We start from the raw sequence: 18779 nt of genomic DNA on the forward strand, positions 1-18779 counted from the left end.
CCTCAGGCGGAAGATGATCGTACCAGCAACTCAGCACTTCGTCTCCACATTCATGAAATGATTGCGAATGATCGCTTCCGGGTCTGGAATCAAATTTTCAAGAACGACATCCGGTATTAGCTCTAGCGGCATGGCTGGCAGAGCAATCGGAAAGACAAAGTTCATCTTGATCAATTCAAGGATAAGACGGCGAAGGGCCTTATGATCAACCGGTCCCGGTTGTATATGATGACAGACGGCATGATGGCGCCGATTCGGAACGGCAGGATTGGACGAAGCTTGATCCGGCCATTGGATCAGGCCGAGAATAGGATCATCGATTGTGCTATTGTCCGGCAATCCCAGGTGCTCGCGCCAAAGAGCGAGTCTCAACTCCTTCGCGAAACTGCATACTTGAACGCCCACGCCGTTCATCGATCCCGGTACGACATTCCCGTCAACGATGCCCAAGTGCATTTCGGAATCCGTGGTGTGGCTGCGCAAACCAATATTTGCAGTCCCAACGGCGGCGTAACAATCGTCCACAATCATTAGCTTTGAATGCAAATAGATATCTTTATCAAGACCGGTCTGTTGCAAATGATAGACATAAACATTGGCCGGGCTGTTCTGGCGGATTTGATTAATTGCGCCTGCTCGCATTCGCTCATGAACGATGGAGAGTCCAATAATATCGTATTTATGCGCGAGCATAAATATGATCTTTACTCCGCGATCGGCAGCCTTCTGCAGCTTGTCAATGAGCGTGCATGGCCACAAATACTGATCTTCGATGTAGATGTAATGCCGTGCATTGTCGATGGCCCGCTCATACGCCAGGCGAATCGTTTGCTCACCGCTCGGCATAAACGAGTATATGCCTTTGCAAGCCAGCGTTCTTAATACCTGCACATGCTGGTTGCCAATGCTGACACCACTCGGTGGTGCTTCATTCATAGGAGAAGGTTTTGAACCGCCTGGCACGCCAGGAAAATAATGAGGTGCTGAAGGATCATTCCAGCGTTGCCTGAAATTTTCCCATACTTGCGCCACAGCGGGACCTTTTACCGCTAATTGGACATCATGCCAGGCATCCATAATTTCTGTTTGCCGTTGCGGCGGACTCGTATGTTCGGGAATATCCCAGCGGTCTACGCAAATATCAATACCACCGACATAAGCCCAGTCCAAACCTTCCGAACTCAATATGACCGTCTTCTGATGATGTGACCCGCTAAGGGCTACCCGACCGTCGAGAATAGCGGTGCCATTGGAGACGCCCAAGTTATTGATGGCAGAAACAAAACTCATATTCTCGCCCGGGTGCTTATAGAGCAAACCGAAAATCTGGCCTGGCATTGTCCATTGGATCAACCCGGATCCAAAATGGTACCATAAGATGGCCCGCACGGTTACTCCACTTTGAATCAGCGACACAACCTGTTGCTTGTAGGTAGGCGGCCCAGCTGTAGTCGGCTCAAGCAATTGATCCGGCGATACCCGCCAGCCGGTCTGATAAAAGTAATCGCCTGGACGCATTGCTGCTATACGAGCCGCTAGATGCGACATGTATGCCTCTCCATCAATAAGTGGCGTGACCTCATTGCCTGAAGTATAGTGAGGGTCTCTAGGCATAGACGCAGCAGGAAGGAACCAATGCTCCGGGTCAGTGTTACTCTGTTCCTTAATACTAAGATTAATAGACGCACTCAAGCCAAATGCGAATCCGGCCTCCTGCATACCTTGCCATTGTGCTGCGATCGCAAGCGGGTACCCGTCGTCTACAATATTTCCAACAAAATCAAAACGAACATACTGATCCCCTTTGAAAAAGTAGATCTTGTTGTTTCCCCAATTCAATGCCGCATCCAAATCCTGCTCGAATCCCGCCTCTTGAATGCCGGGCCATTGATCGGCGATTGAAAGCGGGTACCCGTCGTCTACCTTATCTTCAGTTAAATCATATCGTACATACTGATTCCCTTTGAAAAAGTAGATCTTGTTGTTTCCCCAATTCAATGCCGCATCCAAATCCTGCTCGAATCCCGCCTCTTGCATGCCGGACCATTGTTCGGCGATTGAAAGCGGGTAGCCGTCTTCCACCCTATTTTCCGCACTATCAAAACGAACATATTGGCTTCCTTTAAAGAAATAAACCTTGCCGTTTTCTAAACTCACCGCCGTGTCGAGGTTGACGTCAAAACCCGCCTCTTTCATACCCGGCCAAAAATCGGCAACCGGCAGGGGGTAGCCGCCGTCAACCGTGTCTTCCTCTCGATCATAACGTACATATTGAGCTTCATTAAAAAAGTAAACTTTTGAGCCCATCTCTAAGCCTCCTAATTTATTCGTTGCTTGTTCGAATTCATAGCTTGATGTCCCCTGCATCTTCGATGACATGTGTCATCTCAGCTTCCATTCGCATCGGGTCATGCTCGCGCAGATTGCCGAACCGCAGTCCCGTCACTTCTTCGATTTCATTACGGCAGCCTTCCAAAATTCGGCCGGAATTTGAATGCCCCGATAACGCATGTCATCCGGACCGCACTGGAATGCGCGATCTATCCGCGGATCAAAATACCATTTGTCATCCTTGCGCTTCATTTCGATCGATTGTTTACCGTCGATATTTACCGCCGTGTAAAATGCCAGCTTGCGGGATTTGCTCATCGCGATAGAGAAGTGGGTGCAGGTCAATATTTTATCGCCCGTCTTGAGAGGAGTAATGTCTTGCTGCAGGTCTTCCCGAAATACGGGAAGAGGTATTTGATAATCATTGCCGAGAAAAAGGGGGTCGTAGCCGGTTAGTCCTTCGTATCTATCGATGCTTAATTGTTCTACTTCCTTTGCTACCGGATCTCCTGCGACAGTTTCCGCTTTGGATCATTCATCGATCATCGATTTTCGCGCATAATAGCTGCCAGGCTCGGTCTGCAATGAAAGAACCCGGCGATCATGAATTCAGTAAAGCACTAATGTCGATTGCACCAGGATCCCAATGATTTTGCCCAGGCACGTGCTGGTGACCACACCAACCGGAGAAGACAGCCCAATCCTGAACCGACATCCGATTCTCCGGGTGCGCATTCACCTCGTTAAAATGAAGAAAAGTACGGTCGGATCTTCTTGGAATGGGTACCAAATCTTCTATCTGACGCATAACATCGCGAATGAATGCCAAATGCTCCGGTGGTAAATCGGGGGAATCTTTCGCCATGCCAACGATTTCGATCTGTACGGCATGAGCCGAGTTCGACGCGAGCGTTCCATTGGCGTCGCCTAAAGCCCTTGACCCGACGTTTAGCGGAATGTACTGCACGACTTTGAACGTTTTGGGTTCAATAATGAGATGAGGCCAGTCTTTGTTCGTATCAAATGTGCCATCCGCTCCGGAGAAAGTCCCCCCCTCAGTTGTATGCAGTACTCCGCGCCATGGCATGGGTCTATATTTCGGACCTAAAGGTGTTTTCCGACGTATTTCAGCACCTGGAATCCATATCTCGCTATTCAAGTCAATGAGATCGAAAGAGGCGCACAAGTTTTGGTCGAACCCCGCTGTTTGCATACCAGGCCACATGTCTGCGATCGCAAGGGGATAACCATCGTCAACTTTATCGGCGGCGATATCGTATCGAACATACGTACTCCCTTTGAAAAAGAAGATCTTGCCGTCTCCCCAATTTATTGCAGCGTCCAGATCCTGCTCGAATCCCGCTGGCAGCATACCAGGCCAATTATCTGCGATCATGAGCGGATAACCGTCGTCAACTTTGTCATTTGCAATATCGTAACGAACATAATGATCCCCTTTAAAGAAATAGACTTTGCCGTCGCCGAGGCTAACCGCCGCTTCCAAGTCCTTATCGAATCCCGCCGCCTGCATACCGGACCATCCATCAGCGATTGCTATTGGGTAGCCATCATCCGCTTTGTCTGAGGCAATATCATAACGAACATACTGGCTGCCTTTGAAGAAAAAGAGCTTGCCTCCACCCAAATTTACCGCCGTATCAAGATTCGTGTCGAAACCCGAGACTTGCATGCCAGGCCAATTATTTACGATAGTAAGAGGATAACCTTCGTCTACCTTATCGTCTCCCCTATCATAACGAACATAATTACCACCGCTGAAAAAAAACACTTTAGTCCCCATCGCAAATTCTCCTTTTATCCTTCATCATTTTTAAAAGCCCTACACTTTCAACTCGATTTCCTCCATGACGTCAAAACGCAAAAGATGAACGGGTGGAGAAACGAGAGGCTTGCGTTGGCGTTGCGTCCACGATACGGGATTGCCGAGCAGATCCCGGGCGAGCATCCAGCGACGTTCGATCTCGATACCGTTCGAGGGGATGGCCGATGGATCGACCCTGTGAAGCAGACGGGCGTTCGGTGTTCCCGCGTATAACGTCTCGGCTGCCGGATGGGGAAGCGGAAGCGGTTGATGGCGCGACAGGTCGGCGAGCCCGCGTTGCACGAAGACGCGCTTATTGTCTTCCGTCACGAGATCATAGGGGTGCCAATAAAGCTGCGCTCCTACGCCTGGGATGTACTGGAAAGATTTTGCTTTGTGCACGGCGCTGTTCGGTTTGCTCGCAGGGTCCAATATCAGGGGGTTCGCCGCATCGTCGATCAAGATCCGTTCCTTCGATTCGACCTCGCGTCCGTCCACGATGCGTTCCACGCCCCAAAGATAGTTGGTTTGTTCGTCGATGCCGAACTGTACGCGTTCGATCGGTTCGCTTTCGAGCGGGCACTCGGCGATGTTCCACAGCACGAGGGACGCCTCGTCCATTCCCGCGCAATTGAACATGCCCCAATCGGAAGGCGGAAGCAGTCCCGGATACGCTGGATCCGTACTCTTGTACGATCTTCCGAAACAATCTTTTATCACGACTTCCTTGATCGTTGAGACATTGCCGGCTCTGACGGTGACGGGAAAGAGGAACCAGTCGTCCGCGTGGGAATAGATCAAGTCCACCAGCAGCATCGTCGCGAAGCTTGAAGGATCGGGAGGGTACCCGCCGATGTCGGTTTTCGCTTCTTCGATTTGCCACCAACGGGGGTTCGGAGCACCCGGATAGACGAGCGGCGAAGGGATCACGGTCCCCTCCACGATCTGAGCGGGTTCGCCGCCATTGCCCGGTTCCTTCGCATCCACGGAATACCAGTCCATCGGTCCGCCATGATGGCGCTTTACTTCCAGAACGGAAGACGATGCATCGAAGGACCGTTCGTAATGGAGATGGGCCGATTTCCACGCGAGCGGGCTGTCGGGAGGAGACGTCTCGCCCCAATCGAAGTCGTTCAATTCGGGAACAGCAGCTCTTTGGCGCCACGCCGCAAGCCCGTCGATTTTGCCGTGAAAGGCGTCGTACGGCGGAGGCGGTCGATTGAACCGCAACTCCGGATGGGCATCGGCGTCGCCAAGCAACGCTTTGACCTGTCGGCCCACTCGAATGCGCCTTCCCATCGTCCACCAGTCGTCCAGCTCCGACTCGACGACGGCTTCCGCGGGAACCTCAGTTAAATTCACTTTAGGCTCGCCGGGAAGCGTCCGAATATCTTCCAAGGAAAGCCTATAATGGGCCGCGACAGGCGAAGAAGCATTCTCGCCCTGGTGTTCTCCCATCTGCCATTGGCGGGCAAGAAACCAGCAGGGATCATAGACGCTGGCTTCGAATCCGCGATCCAGGTCACGAACGCGAGAATAGGGTTCGAGCCTCACATATCGATCGTAAAAGGTGGTCTGGGCCATTAGAGAATCGACCTCCTGTATTGGAAGCTTGAGTCGAACCGAACGCTGTCCTTGGCACCGTCCTGGAACCAAAGACTGGAGGCGAGCATGCCAAGTTCTTTCAAATCTTCGGGTCTTGCGGCTCTAGCGTGAGCAAGTTCCCTCGTCTCAGAGAGAATGTCGATCAGAGTTTCGCCCTCAAGCTTCTCCCGGGGCTTGGGCGGGACCGCGAGCAGAATCGCTTGCGGCGCCCTTGAAGACGGGGCGTTGAAACCTAGCGCGACGAAGGAGTTCCTCTCTGCCATAGGAATGCTCTCGCTGAACTTGTCCAACAAACCGATGGCCATCTTATCGCCCGACCACGCATCCGAAGGACCGTAAACGGCGACGAACCGCGGGATATCGAATTGCGGCGCTTTGCCGGCCCTTCTCAATGCCGCATTCTCTTCAATAATCCCGGTGCGCCATGGATCGACCGGGAAGTTGCTCTTCGCAACCATGGATTCGTGCGTCTCGAGCGACAATGCTTGCAATTGAAGCGATTCCAGCTTCGCAAGAGGCCTTCTTACTGTCGCCATCGTCGTGAGCCACTCTTCTTGAAGAGGCGAGTCATCGTCTAGCTTCATGCCGGTAAGGGATAATGCGTCTCCCTTCTGCCAAAAGCCGAGAATAGGGAGCGAACCGTCCGGCGTGGCCACAGAGGATACGATCCGCGCCAGATCGGCGATTTCCGCATTGAGTTCCTGATGCTGCGGCAAACGGGTTTCGAGGGTTTCGGCAGCGGATCGAGCCAGACGTTCGAGCAAATCCGGCGACAAGGTCTCCGCCGTATCGGGGAGCGTACCGTGCACGAATCCATGAAATAGCATTCGGCGCTCGAATGTGTCGCTAGTGGGTACGATGCCCCACCGGAGCGCTTTGCGCAGTGCGAAGAGGCACTGAGTGTCGTCCGCCGCTTCCCGAAGCTCCTTCGAAGTCGCCGTCAAGACTGTCGCGAGGTTGTTCAATCTTTCCAAAAGGTCGTCTTTGATCCCGTTATCCAATGCCTTCGCGCTCGCTGCAGTAAGCTTGATATCCTTCGTCAGCGATCTGGCGTCGGCTGGCTGACTGGCGAATATTCCAGTCAATTGCCGGGCTGCGGAATAGGCCGCGGGAGACGTTACCGAAACGACTCTATTGAACTTACACCTAGCGCCGGCCAAGTCCGCCAAAATTTCCTCCGGCAGCAAAGCCGCTTCGGCGAGCGTCCAACCGAGCCCCAACTGAACCAGCGTCACGCTGCCGGTTTGCTCCTCTTCGGTTGCTTCTCCGCCGTCGTCCGCCGGCAAAGTTACCGTGCCTTTCACGTTCCACGTGTAGTCACCCCCCGGGAACAATCCCTTTACGTAATCGAAAAGCGACGGTTCGGCGATCCGGCAAGGATGTTCTTCGGATAGATCCAGAGGCAATTCCGCCCACGGAAGAGCGGTTAGGACGCTTGTGTGCAGTGCATACCCGGAAGGCTGCGTACGAACGGCTTCTAAGGACGGAGGTCTTCCCAAACCGGAGGCCGCTTCCATGGTCGCCGAAGCCATGTCCGGGCGCCCGGTGACGATCTGATGCACGGCGTCGGTCACAAGCAAGTCGGCGTAGGCATCGAGCGTACGATAGAGCAGGTCGACTTCCTCTGGTTGACCTTCCGTGAGTTCGGGAAAAGCTTTACCCTGTTTCCATCCGTTGACCGCGTCGATACCATGACAGCTTTCCCTGAGGGGGTTATCGGACGGCCGCATCGGATAGGCATGCCGAAGGAATTCCACTTTCTCCTTGCTGCCGACGATGCCTTCCAAGCGCCTCCCGACGACTTCATACAAATGGAATCCCATGCGCGTCTCCTCAGCGAGCTCGATGGCCATGCGCACGGTTTGCGAGTTCAGGTCAATCTGCCAAGTACCGGGGCCGCCCGCCGCCGTTCCATCGATCGCGGCTACATCTCTTTGGGCGGTCAAGTATTTGTCCCGCAAGACGAGCGCCGTTAACGCCTGCGAATAAGAAGGCGCATGGAGTCGTCCGGCATCGTTAGGACCGGGCTTACCTAAGAACGGGCCGTCGACCCAGCCGTACGCGCCGAGCCTGAATCTTTTGCGGATACTATTGCCGGCCGTTTGGATACGCCCCCAAGCGAGTCCGATCAGCCAGGGATCAATCCGGTGAGTCGCCGTGTCCAGCGTAGCCTTAAAGGCTCGTTCCAACTGGGCTAGCCGATCGACGGGGATCTCGAACCACGCATAGCGCGATTCCTGATCCTCCGGCTGTTTCCAAAAGAGGTCCAGTTCTCCCGCTAGTTGCTTCAAAGCGTCCATATGGGACAAAATAATCGCATGAATGTCGGGTCCGCCCTGGGCATTCTGAAATAAAGGAGGGAATGCCCTTCGGAAGGCCTCTAAGACTGAACTCGCCTGATTGTTCCGTAAGGGCTCCAGCAAAGGCTCCATGTTGCCAAGGGCGGCTTGCGAATACCAGGCTTGGCTGAGAGACAAAGCATGGAGCATCATACGAATGAGTAGGCTGTCCGGCCAAACGCTTCGAAATTCCTCAAACACGATATTGTCGAAAGATTTGCCCGAAAAGAAGGAATGGATCATTTCTTTCACTGGAAATCTATGAGGAGAGTGCTTGGCGGCGATCAACTGAAGCCCGACTTCATAGATGCCCTCGTGCATGCTCACGAAGAGGCGTTCCGGATCTTTCTCCATAACGGATTTGGCGCTCTGGTAGTAGGAATGGATAACTTCGCGGAAAAGTTGATTGTCCTTTATGTATGCGGCAGCTAGAAATTCCGCGGAACTGAAGATGCGATAGCCATAGGAGGCACTCAAAGCATCTTGGCCGAGAAGATCGATCAGCCGATTCGTATCCGAACCGAACGTTGTCCCGCGGCCTTCGGCGGAGGCGGCCCAACTTCTGCTCAACTGCGTCATGCGACGCGCCAGCCGAGTTTCCAGTTCACCCTCTCCGTCCGTGTCGCCTTCCCACCGGGTCCACACCGTCGCCGGCAACAAGCCGTAAGGCTGGTCGTCGATGCGAACCGGAGGAAGAGGCCCCTCGGGATACAAATTTTGCGTCGCCCATCTGCCGAGAGCGAGGGCTTCGTCTCCTTTGCCCCACAGATCACGCAGAAAATGGCCCCACAATGCCGGCCATAACGCTTGAACGAATCGTACGCTTTCCTGGGTGTCGTTCGCGTCCCCCCCAGGTATGTAAGGCATGGACCTGTCATCTCCCGTCAAGGCCCGGCTAACGGCAGCCGAAACGGGGTGTTGCTTGGCATAATCTTCTGGCTCCGTTTGCTGCCGGATACGGGTCAACGCCACGCCGAGCCATATGTCCGGATCATTGAACAAGTCGGCGGCTTCCGCGCCATGGACGCTGTTGGTGGGCTCTCCTAGACGGAGAATGCCCATCTCCCCGGCATCGGCTTGAGTGCGGAAATGCTCTTCCGGCGTCGCTTCGCCAAGCCCGACAACGTAGATCGCGCGAATGGAAGAAGGCGTCCATTCGGCAGGCAGCACTTCCTCGAATCCAAGCCCGATGTGCTTAGCCATCTCCCAATTCGCCCACCAGACATTGTCCGCGAAATCCTTGTCATTCGGCAGAGATAGACTAGCCAAGGCTTTTTTCCGATCATTCGCACCCTCTTCTCCGTCAGCTTGAAGCGTACCTACGAGTCTGCGCAGAGGTAAGCCCGTCTCTTGGAGGAGACTGGCATGCACGGCCCATACTTCCATCGAATCAGGCAATCCGCCAAGTCTGTTCGGCTTGGCGTCGCCGATTCGTTCGGCAGGAACGTTCGCGGTAAAGGGGCCTTCGCCGAACGCGGATGGGTAGAAGGAAGAGACGAGCCATGCTGCCCTTGCCGGAGCCAGTCGTCCGCATAGCCGACGCCAAGCAGAGCCGGCGAGCGAGCGATCCTCCATAAGGGCCAACAACTCGATCAGATTGATCGGATTCCGCTGCTTAACGGACTGATAGAGATCGGCCCAGAAGTCGTCCAAGTACCGACGCTCCGACTCGCTTACGTTGGATGAATCTCGTTGGAGGGAAGCTTCGTCCGGTATCACGCGAAGGGAGAGCATCCACTGGCCCGGAGCAAGCTCGTCGAACAATGTCTCCAGACGCAGCGGGAGAAGAACCCCGACTTCGTCATAGGGATAGAAACGGCTTTCGCGCTCCAAAAACCAAAGCCGGTGTCCGTTGATCAGAAGATCGTCGAAAATCCGTTCATCGCCGGCGATTGCCGCCAACACTTGATCCGCGAAGCCGGCAGACGCATCCCCCTTTCCAAGGGAAACGTCCGCGATATTCTGGCCCATTTCCGCCGTAAATCCGGAAGGCTGCTTCAACAATTGAACCGCGGGATCCTCCTTCATGCGGTTAAACGCGCTGCCGGCGTTTTCCCATAGCCATTGCAGGCCGACTTCACGGTAGATTTCATCGGTAACCTGCCAACCGGAAGTGTTCAACAACGCTAGCTCCCGCTCCAGAAGGGTTCTCCAACCCGACAACTGCTGCAACCGAAGACGGTCTATAGGCGATGGAACCGGAAACGGGAAAGGAATCGGGTTGGGCTCCTGCCCTCTACGGGGTCGCCCGCCCGATCCGGGAAGAGAGAGTTTTCGCGCTTTTTTCTCCTCCGAGGCCAAAACTTCCATTGCCCTCTTGACCAGGTCCAGCCGGTGATCTCGATATGCGAATACCATGATTATCAATCCACCTGTTCTTTAAGATAATGGCCATCCCACGCCACTCGGGTCGGGTGGTCGATCGTGCTCTTGGCGAAATCGACGCTGGTCACGTCGGGACTGTCCGGCACGGGATGCGGCTTATACTCGAATCTTAGCTCTGCCGGCGGCTCGTCAAGGATGAGCCAATAATCATCGAGCGTGTTCGGGTCGATATCGAAGAGGAACGCATGCAGATCCGTCTCCAACTCGGCCATGAAGTTCGGCCCGACGTAAGTCCGGCTGTCTATTTCACCTGCGTTGTAAGTGAAATCAGGGGTTGTCTTGAGATTGTCATCATCTAATGTCGCATTCCCCGACTTGCGTACAAGATAGACCAAAGTAGAGGGATATCTTCGGAACAAGTCGGTACGAAATACAACGACCAGATCTTCGGTCGACTTGATGTCGCCGGGATCTTGAAGGACGAGCTTCGGGGAGTCGAGATCGGCTTCCGGCGCCTTTACCCATTCCAGGAAAGGAAGGATATCGGGTTGTCTCGCTACGTCCTCGGCCGCCGGGGTCCTCTCGTAATTCACGCGACCCCAGAATCGGCGGAGAGGAGTAAATGTCGGGTCGACGGGCAAATTGCGCCAACGCATCTCGCGCATGAACTGGGTATTGATTCCGACCATGAAGGCGTTGATAAAAGCCGGGTTTGTTTTCAGGGATACAACGGAGTCTTTGGGCAAGTCCCCGACGCCCGGCAGGAGCCACTCTTTGGCAAGCTTGTTCAACAGCTGCCACGTCGGAAAGTAAAGCCCGAGCGGCAGTTCCGGCGGAGCGAGATGGGATAAATCCAAGCCTTCGATCGTCGAAGCGACTCGCCGCCAAGCCGGCGGCTTATCTTGGGTCGGGTCGATTGCGGCTCCAATGACTCCCGCGAGCTTACTCAGCTCGACGGGACGAACGAAGGAGGGCGGGGGCGGAAGCAGCGAATCCAAGACGAAAGCGAGTTCGATTCCTTCCGTTTCCGCATTTGTATCGTAGAAGCACATTCGCAGCACGGTTCGGACAATCTGCTCCTTAACTAGTAAACGAAGACCGGATTGTTCTAAAATCCCCGTGATATCCTGCGCACAGCCGAGATCCGATTGGACTAGCGCACGCAACAACTCCGATCTCATGTCCGGCGAATTAGGCTGCCCATCGAACTTCTCTCCGATTTCATACAAGCGTTCCAGCAGCCTCGGAACGATCGGCTTTAATCCGAATTGCTTTTCCAACGGGAGAAAACCAAGTTTGCCCAAAACGTCGTTCGCATGCGGGAGTCCCGCAGCAGTGCCTATGGTCGGGTCGATCGGACGGTTGGCTGCTTCGAGAGCTTCGGCTCTATCGAACGTACCGTTGTGATGGCGCGTCCGGGCTGTGCCGTTTCGAAGTACCCGCATCGCCGCGCTGGAGAACAAAGCCGGCGCCAATGGGCTCGTCCCGGAGGTGACTCGGTCCAGCACTCTGCGGCCATCGGAAGCGCGCATGCGCCCCATCGCCGGTCCGAAGAGGCTGAGGCGTCGAAGCGGATGGTCCGGCAGCCATCGCAGCCACAAGCTTTGCGAAGCTAACAACCCTTGCGCGAGTTGGCGAATGCGTTGCGATGCTTCAAGCAGGCTCCCGGCTTGCTCGACCGCGGCCTTCATGAGCTCCTCCTGCGCTTCGATGCCCAGCCAAGCGCCAAGTCCCGAGATCGATCTGTAGCGGGGATCGTCGTTCAGCTTCTTTCCCCATATCGTTGAACGCGGATCGGGCAACCAAGGGCGGCCGTACTGCGGCAAACCGACGATGTCTCTTAACGGCTCGCCGACGTCCTTCACGTCTTGTGCCAGAGCGTTCAAATCCTCTCTGACCATCGCTTCTTTGTCTATCGCTTCGGGCGTAACAGGCGGCAGCTTGAGCGAAGTCAGGGCGCCTCGTGCCTCTAGCGTCACATCGATTTCGATCGAAGGTTCTTCTACATGACGGGCATAGCGCAGCTTTGCCAGTCCAAGGTCGCCGCCTTCCTTCACCTTTAAGGCCGCGGCGAGCGTCTCGAAGTCGCCCGCTTCCGCAGTCCAAAATTTCCAACTGTAGAGCACGGTCCTTACGGCGTGGTCGGATAAAACTCCGTTCGACCAGGCTGGCCCTCCTAGCGCATCGAAGGCGGGAACAAGAGCGGCGACGTATTCGGTGAATTTTTGCAGCTCGACGTTAGCTAGAAGGCGGGATCGGCCATTCTGCACGTGAGCCCACAAGTGCGATTTCTCCAACAGGTAATGAGTCAATAAGTCCGAGCTTGCCGTGACCAGTTGTCCTTCTTTGATGACGAGCTGTTCTGGCGTACCGACTAACAGCGCGAGCCAGGGCTTGAGGGTGGGCGAATTCTCCTTGGGCGTATAGCGCCACGGAAAATCTTGTTCCGCGAAATCCACGTGAGGGAGCTTCGTCGTCTCCGCGCCGTGGGTAAACGGCCTCGGGGCGACTCCGAGAATGGCTCCGTTTCTTAGGCCGACAATCTCGTCAGCCGAAAAGACGGCGAAGGAAAGCGGGGATTCCGCTTTAGCGACACTTCCGGTAACATCGTCCTTCAACGTCAGCTTTAAGGAGCCGACAAGCCGTTGCCCGTCTTCCTTCATCGCCCGGAACAAAGGCGAACGCGCGTTGGCGTGAAATTGAAGAGGACCCGGAGCGTTATCCGTCATGTCAGATCACCTCGCTTAGATCGATTGTCGAATCCAGCTCGGATAGGGCGAATCCGCCCTTCTCCGTCCTTGCGGAGAGAATGGCTTGCGCCGGATTAAGCGCCGAGCGGTGCACCGCTCCTTGCTTGTCGTAAGATGACCAGTTCTCCTGACGCGTCTTCACCATCGGTTCGGTCGCACGCGCGGGGACATAATGGCCTCGTTCGCGCTGCAAGTTCAGCAAGCCGGCTCCTACATAGTTGAGAACAATTCTTTCGCACGCAAACTTGGGAAATCTCTTCGGTAATTTCCAGAGGTCAAGATTAACGGTGTAATCGCGCGTATCGGTGAAATCCAGTTTACCGGCACCGATTCTTAAGCCGGACTGCAGTTCGGAGAACGTCGGAGCGTTTAATTGTTCGGCTTTTCCGAGCTTGGCGAAAGTGCCGACGCCGAACCAGTCCTTCTCCGGCGTGCAGAGGATCTCGGGTTGTTGGTTCAACTCCGGTTGTTCGTCCAGATTGACGGACAGATGGTGAGGACCGGCGAGGTCGACCCCCTCGAAGCGCGTGATATCCAGCGCCAATGGGACGCGCTTCTGCTCCCAAATGAGCGATCCGACCGGGGAGATGCGGAGAATGCTACCGTCCGCGCCTCCTGCAGCAGCTTTTCGCGTGCGGATCAGTACGCTCCCGTCTTCACCTTCCGCTCTCAAGTTCTGCGCTTTGGAGAGTTCGCTTTTGAGAAGATTGACAATGTCCTCGTCGACCCCAGCCGTGTCCCTGTGCCCGGATCCGATCTCCAGCGTAACGCTCTCCGAGATTTCGAAGAAAAGGATGCTTATGCTCGCTCTGGCATTAATCGTAATCGGTCCCGGTCCGGTCATATTGCCTTGAACGCGAACGCCGCACAAGGAATAATCCGCGACCTCGACGTCGAACCCAGCGTCGATTTCGGCTTCGAAGAAAAACGGACGAAATTGGATTAAACTATCGAAAGAGAACCAACCGTGCGCGCTTATAGGGCCGATGGAGAGACCTGCTTCCACGTTCGCGCCTAACTGCAATGTGTTCGGCGTAATGGCGAGATACATCCCGAGCTTAAGCCATGCACTAACGACCATGTCCATGGAGAGCGATGCGCCGGCTCGGGTGAGCCGGGGAATATTAAGCGGACCGGGATTAAACGAGGGGTGGAATCCCCCTACGCTAAAGACGAAGTAGCCGTTCGGGCCGTAACCGATCCGAAGAGCGGCTTCCCCGGTAATGTCGAGGATAAGCATGACATGAGAATTCACAAGCGCGGCTTGAAAAAATATAAGCTGCTGCGTGAAGTCCATTCCGCCGACGAAATCAAGCCTGATATTGACAAGCGCGAGATTCTCGTCCGCGCCTAACTGCATGCGCGCCGATCCGGTGAGGAAGAGCTTGCGGGGTCCGGGAAGTTCGATGAAGACGCCTACGTCAAGATGCAGTAATTCCAACCAATTCAGCTTGAAGGTCGGGCCGACAACGAAGATGCCCTTTTCCTCGGGGAAAAACGCGCGAAGGTCGTTAAGCAGCGCGGGCGCTTGCTTGACTGGATCTTCGCAAAAAAGAACATGGCCGCTCGCGCCGTTGGATAACCGATCCCGCAGGAGGTCCGTATCGGCTCTTCTGTTTATGCCGACGAGCCCGCCGACGCCTTCCAGCGCGAATCCCCAGCTCAGTTGAATGCCGGGGAAGGGAAATTTGACGCCGAGCACCGCGACGAAAGAAGGGTCGCCCTCCGGTAGTCGCTTGTACAAGCCGAAGGCGGTCACGCCGATTCCATCCAGTACCTTGAGCTGCATGGCTCCGCTATACTCGCCGGAGTCGTATTTCTTCAGGAATCCGCCGCCGCTGACGGGGCCGGCCGCGATTTCGAGACCTACGCCCGCAGGAGGTTCGACGGTAAACGCGTTGCCCTCTTCCCAGCGGCCGAACATGACGCCCGCGGCATCCATGGTCGCATGAAGCGGACCGAGTTGGGCGCTGGCTCCAAAGTTCAGGTGCATCCTTGCGTAGAAGGTGCCGCCAATCTCATCCGGCTTGATCTCGAGTTTGACCTGTACCTGAGTGAGCTTTATTTCGACAGGGGAGGATCCGATTGTGAACGACATAGGCGCCGCGAATAAGGCGGAGAAGACGCCGTCGGCTCCGGCGTGCAGCAGCAAGCCTTTCCCCGCCTCGTATGCCAGCCGCAGCTCCGCTTCCCATTGCACGGAAGCGGGCAATGCAGAACCGCCGATCGATTGGAGCGATTCGGTCGTCAGCACGAGAGTGATTCGTTGAAGATCAAGGCTAAGCGTAAAGTACGGTTCACTATCCCGCATTTGAAGCAAGACTCGCGCCGAGCCCAAAGAGAGATGCGTGCCGTTTTTGGGACCGAACACCATCGCGTCTTCTCCGGAGGGTGGTTGTTTGGAGACGAATATTTCGAACTCCCCTTCGGAGAGCTGCGGCGGGGAATGATCCAAGTGACCATCCTGGAGGAAGACCCGGTACGTTTTGTTTCCCGCGTCGGGACTGGCGATGCCCAGCTTCCATCCGCCTCCGAGATCAAGCGTTTTCGAGAGGACGTTCTGCACGTTCTGAAGCGCAATTTCGATACCGAAGCCGTTCAGCCGATGCTGGCCGTCAACCGGCAGTATGTCGGGACCAATAACGTTGAACAAGTCGGTGGGATCAGCAGCCGGAAGGCCGGTTTGGGCGGCATAAGCTAGAAAGTCGTTCAAAATCGCGGTAGGTAAACGGACGGGAAGCGGGGAATGGACTAACCCGAGGAGATCGGTTAGATCAATCGTCGGGTCGGCTACCTCAGGCGAAGGCAATGCGGCGAATCCCTTCCGTTCATATTCGAGCCGAATCAAGGCTGCGGGAGAGACGGCGAGCATAGAGGCGTAAACTTGGACGCGTTTAACGTCATCGATAGTATGGATTTTGCCGATCCACCAACCCGGGTCGGCTGCGGTAGGGCCGGGGTTGCTGAAAAGCCGAGTCAGTTTGTCCCATTTAATGTTGAAATGATGAACGTTGTTCGCTCCGATGACCGGTTCATCCACGAAGGAATAGGTGATGACGCCGAGAATCGTCAAAGACTCCGCGACTCGCGGCGCCTTCATCTGAAGGGCCCGAACAAGAAGCGAGTCCCGAAGATTTTGATCTCCGAAAATAATTTTGAACTCGTCAAGCCAGTGTTGCACGCCTTGCCCCATCCAGTCCACGGATACGCCGGATAACCGCTCCAGCTTATCGCCGAGAGCGTCGAGAACAGTGGGTAATGGCAGTACATCTGTTGCCATCGCATCCTTAAACGCGTTGGTAATGGTTTGGAACAGATCGGACACGACACAATACCTCCTTCACTGTAACAAACAGATTGTAAGATATTGCTATATCGAAGTCTGTACAACCGAAGCATTAAAGTTGAGCCAAGTTTCTACAGCATTTTCTAATCCTCAGCAAAGGGGAAGAACAAAAACTTAGGCACAAAGTCTTAGATATCTTGAATAAAGCAGCTTGGTTTACTAAGATAATAGACTTACTTCTTACATCTTTAAGCTGTATGATCTGTTCGTCATATCAATAACAATCCAAACAAAACATTCATGGTCTTTCGTCCGCAACCCGCACATGAAAGTGGGGTTTAGTGATGCCCTCCCTGACTGAGTAATCTACGATTGGACAGAAATACGAGGCTTTTTATGGTGGTTCGACCCTGTCATCCACAATATTGTAGCCGAGTATTACTACAAGAGCGGATTAAGGCAATGTGAGGACTGGATTCAAAAAGTAGGTGGCGAGGGGATTCGACTATGGAGAGAAGCGATAATAGACACCTTGGCAAAGGAAGCCAAAAAAGAGACGTTCTACGAGCCCGACAATGACTAGCATCAAAAGTTGATGGAGGTACGTCAAAATTTGACCCACCCCTAACAAGTATCCAAAATACAGAAAAAGCCGCTCCTGCTGACACAGAAGGCGGCTTGTTGCCCCTGTTGACGCAGAAAGCGACTATTGAATAAAGCAGCTTGGTAGAAAGATATTCAGTTTGCAAGAGTATTGTTGCTCCCTCATGAGACAATGCTATTGACTGTCATAGTGCGGCGGGTATATCAAAAATTGACCCACCCCCGTCAAATTTCACTTCTTCTTGGCAGGTCTCCATTTGAAGCCGCAGTTCATACAGCCGTTGACAATCTCATTTCTGCCGACAAAGCCCACCAAAATACTTACAGGTAGAGTTAGGAAAAAAATAATGATTCCGACAATGCCAAATGCCCCAAGTGCCGAACCAGCACCACCGTTCTTACTGTACATAAAAGCAAAACCGCTTGCCATGATAAGAAGTATGCCAATAAGAATCATAATACCAAGAGTTTTGAACAGGTTAGCAAAGCTGTAACCTCTTTTGTTGGCTACCACTTGCTGTGACTTACATTTGCGGCAAGTTACGGTATTCACATTATTTGTAGTATTCAACTGGCTTCCTGCTCCCCCTGCTTGGCTGACTGTAGTCCTATTTACTTGGGAACTAGCCGCCCTAGATTGACCGTTAATAGCCCTATTAACTTGGGAGGGCGTTGACCTATTGGGCTGATTGAATGTAGTTCTAGTATCACGTTGCACTTCTTTTGATTCCCTCCTGATGAATGTTTGTAGGTATGTAGAACTATGTTCGACCTCTATCTGTATCAGAATTGAGGCATGTACAAAATCAGCAATTACTTCATAGGCAGAGGTATTGCAACCCCTAGAACTGTATCAGGTGGCGGCAACAGAGGGACATTATGGAATCAAAGTTCCGTAAGCGTCATTCTCAAAAACATTGTCTACACAGGCACTCTTGTACATCATCGTGAAGAGACAAGAGACTTCATCTCCAAGAAGCGTAGACGTGTAGACCCTAGCGAACAAATAATCCATGAAAATGCACATCCCGCCATTATCACAATGGACGAGCATTTAGCCGTATTGGAGATTATGTTTGTTTTGCTGTTGCATCATGAGTGCTTTTCCACCTGAAACCCGATATAATCGTTTTGAAGGAGGATGGCGTGATGACAAAGGCAGAGGCAATGGACAAGCACATGGGTGCTGATGAAAAAGGTATCAGCAGTTTTGACATTATAAATATTGTCCACCAGATTTTCAATATCGATTTGGAATCCATCGCTGATTCGCCAATCCTGTTCCGGGCAGCCCTGGATACCTATCTGGAGCACAGCGGCAACAAAGCAACGGGCGCAGAAGTCCGCAAATGGATAAATCAAATTCTGAGTATTAATTTAGATGCCCTCTCTAAGTTGGAAGGGGCCAAAATCTCTTTGTACTCCAAAAATCAATGGATGATTCGGCATGAAAAAGACTTGTTTGTTGTTCATACCGGAACCGGAGATGTTGATGTGAGAATTTTCCCCACAAACTACTTTACCGAGCAAACCGGCTCCGGAGCGTTGCCGGTCGACTTAATCAACGCATTAATCTCTCTGGGATTCCAATTCGAGGAGAACAAAGGAAGCTGCTATTTCACAAGCCCTGAAGGCGAACCTGTTCCAGATTCCTTTAAGGGACAAACGATTATGGCAGTAAGGAATGTCATTCAACACTCATACTCTCATTTGTAAGC

The 18779-nt window shown here is 53.6% G+C and carries 10 protein-coding genes; 2 read left to right on the forward strand and 8 right to left on the reverse strand.

Annotation, left to right across the window (positions count from 1 at the left end):
* Positions 1–30 precede the first annotated feature (30 nt).
* From AC06G8_RS19305 to AC06G8_RS19340, 8 genes are all read right to left on the reverse strand, one after another.
* The gene (locus AC06G8_RS19305) at positions 31–2307 is read right to left on the reverse strand and encodes a hemopexin repeat-containing protein (RefSeq protein WP_480283592.1); all 2277 of its coding nucleotides are present in this window, start codon (positions 2305–2307) and stop codon (positions 31–33) included.
* Positions 2308–2442: 135 nt separating this feature from the next.
* Complete coding sequence (locus AC06G8_RS19310) at positions 2443–2676, reverse strand: DNA/RNA non-specific endonuclease (protein ID WP_480283593.1); 234 nt, start codon at positions 2674–2676, stop codon at positions 2443–2445.
* A gap of 256 nt (positions 2677–2932) precedes the next feature.
* Entirely contained in the window at positions 2933–4132 is a 1200-nt protein-coding gene (locus tag AC06G8_RS19315) for a hemopexin repeat-containing protein (RefSeq protein ID WP_480283594.1), read from the reverse strand.
* 39 nt (positions 4133–4171) lie between these two features.
* A complete protein-coding gene (locus AC06G8_RS19320) occupies positions 4172–5737 on the reverse strand; it encodes a hypothetical protein (protein ID WP_480283595.1) in 1566 nt (521 codons plus the stop codon).
* Complete coding sequence (locus tag AC06G8_RS19325; protein ID WP_480283596.1) at positions 5737–10455, reverse strand: hypothetical protein; 4719 nt, start codon at positions 10453–10455, stop codon at positions 5737–5739. The genes AC06G8_RS19320 and AC06G8_RS19325 overlap by 1 nt, the downstream gene beginning before the upstream one ends.
* A 5-nt stretch (positions 10456–10460) precedes the next feature.
* Positions 10461–13151 carry a hypothetical protein gene (locus AC06G8_RS19330; RefSeq protein ID WP_480283597.1) on the reverse strand — a complete coding sequence of 897 codons (2691 nt, stop codon included), beginning with the start codon at positions 13149–13151 and terminating at the stop codon, positions 10461–10463.
* 1 nt (position 13152) lies between these two features.
* The gene (locus AC06G8_RS19335) at positions 13153–16497 is read right to left on the reverse strand and encodes a DUF6603 domain-containing protein (protein WP_480283598.1); all 3345 of its coding nucleotides are present in this window, start codon (positions 16495–16497) and stop codon (positions 13153–13155) included.
* A 796-nt stretch (positions 16498–17293) separates the two neighbouring features.
* Complete coding sequence (locus AC06G8_RS19340) at positions 17294–17632, reverse strand: hypothetical protein (RefSeq protein WP_480283599.1); 339 nt, start codon at positions 17630–17632, stop codon at positions 17294–17296.
* Between the two features lie 225 nt (positions 17633–17857).
* On the opposite strand from AC06G8_RS19340, the gene AC06G8_RS19345 reads away from it, so the two are divergent.
* Together AC06G8_RS19345 and AC06G8_RS19350 are read left to right on the forward strand one after the other, a co-directional pair.
* Entirely contained in the window at positions 17858–18175 is a 318-nt protein-coding gene (locus AC06G8_RS19345) for a recombinase family protein (RefSeq protein WP_480283600.1), read from the forward strand.
* A gap of 35 nt (positions 18176–18210) precedes the next feature.
* Positions 18211–18777 carry a hypothetical protein gene (locus tag AC06G8_RS19350; RefSeq protein WP_480283601.1) on the forward strand — a complete coding sequence of 189 codons (567 nt, stop codon included), beginning with the start codon at positions 18211–18213 and terminating at the stop codon, positions 18775–18777.
* Positions 18778–18779 lie beyond the last annotated feature (2 nt).

The organism is Paenibacillus sp. SJS-P3 (assembly GCF_056711585.1).

What these genes read in the sequence shown, in the direction of transcription:
- AC06G8_RS19330 (WP_480283597.1), bottom strand. Translation starts at nt 13,151, where the DNA reads ATGACGGATAACGCTCCGGGTCCTCTTCAATTTCACGCCAACGCGCGT.
- AC06G8_RS19325 (WP_480283596.1), bottom strand. Translation starts at nt 10,455, where the DNA reads ATGGTATTCGCATATCGAGATCACCGGCTGGACCTGGTCAAGAGGGCA.
- AC06G8_RS19320 (WP_480283595.1), bottom strand. Translation starts at nt 5,737, where the DNA reads ATGGCCCAGACCACCTTTTACGATCGATATGTGAGGCTCGAACCCTAT.
- AC06G8_RS19305 (WP_480283592.1), bottom strand. Translation starts at nt 2,307, where the DNA reads ATGGGCTCAAAAGTTTACTTTTTTAATGAAGCTCAATATGTACGTTAT.
- AC06G8_RS19345 (WP_480283600.1), top strand. Translation starts at nt 17,858, where the DNA reads ATGTACAAAATCAGCAATTACTTCATAGGCAGAGGTATTGCAACCCCT.
- AC06G8_RS19350 (WP_480283601.1), top strand. Translation starts at nt 18,211, where the DNA reads ATGACAAAGGCAGAGGCAATGGACAAGCACATGGGTGCTGATGAAAAA.
- AC06G8_RS19315 (WP_480283594.1), bottom strand. Translation starts at nt 4,132, where the DNA reads ATGGGGACTAAAGTGTTTTTTTTCAGCGGTGGTAATTATGTTCGTTAT.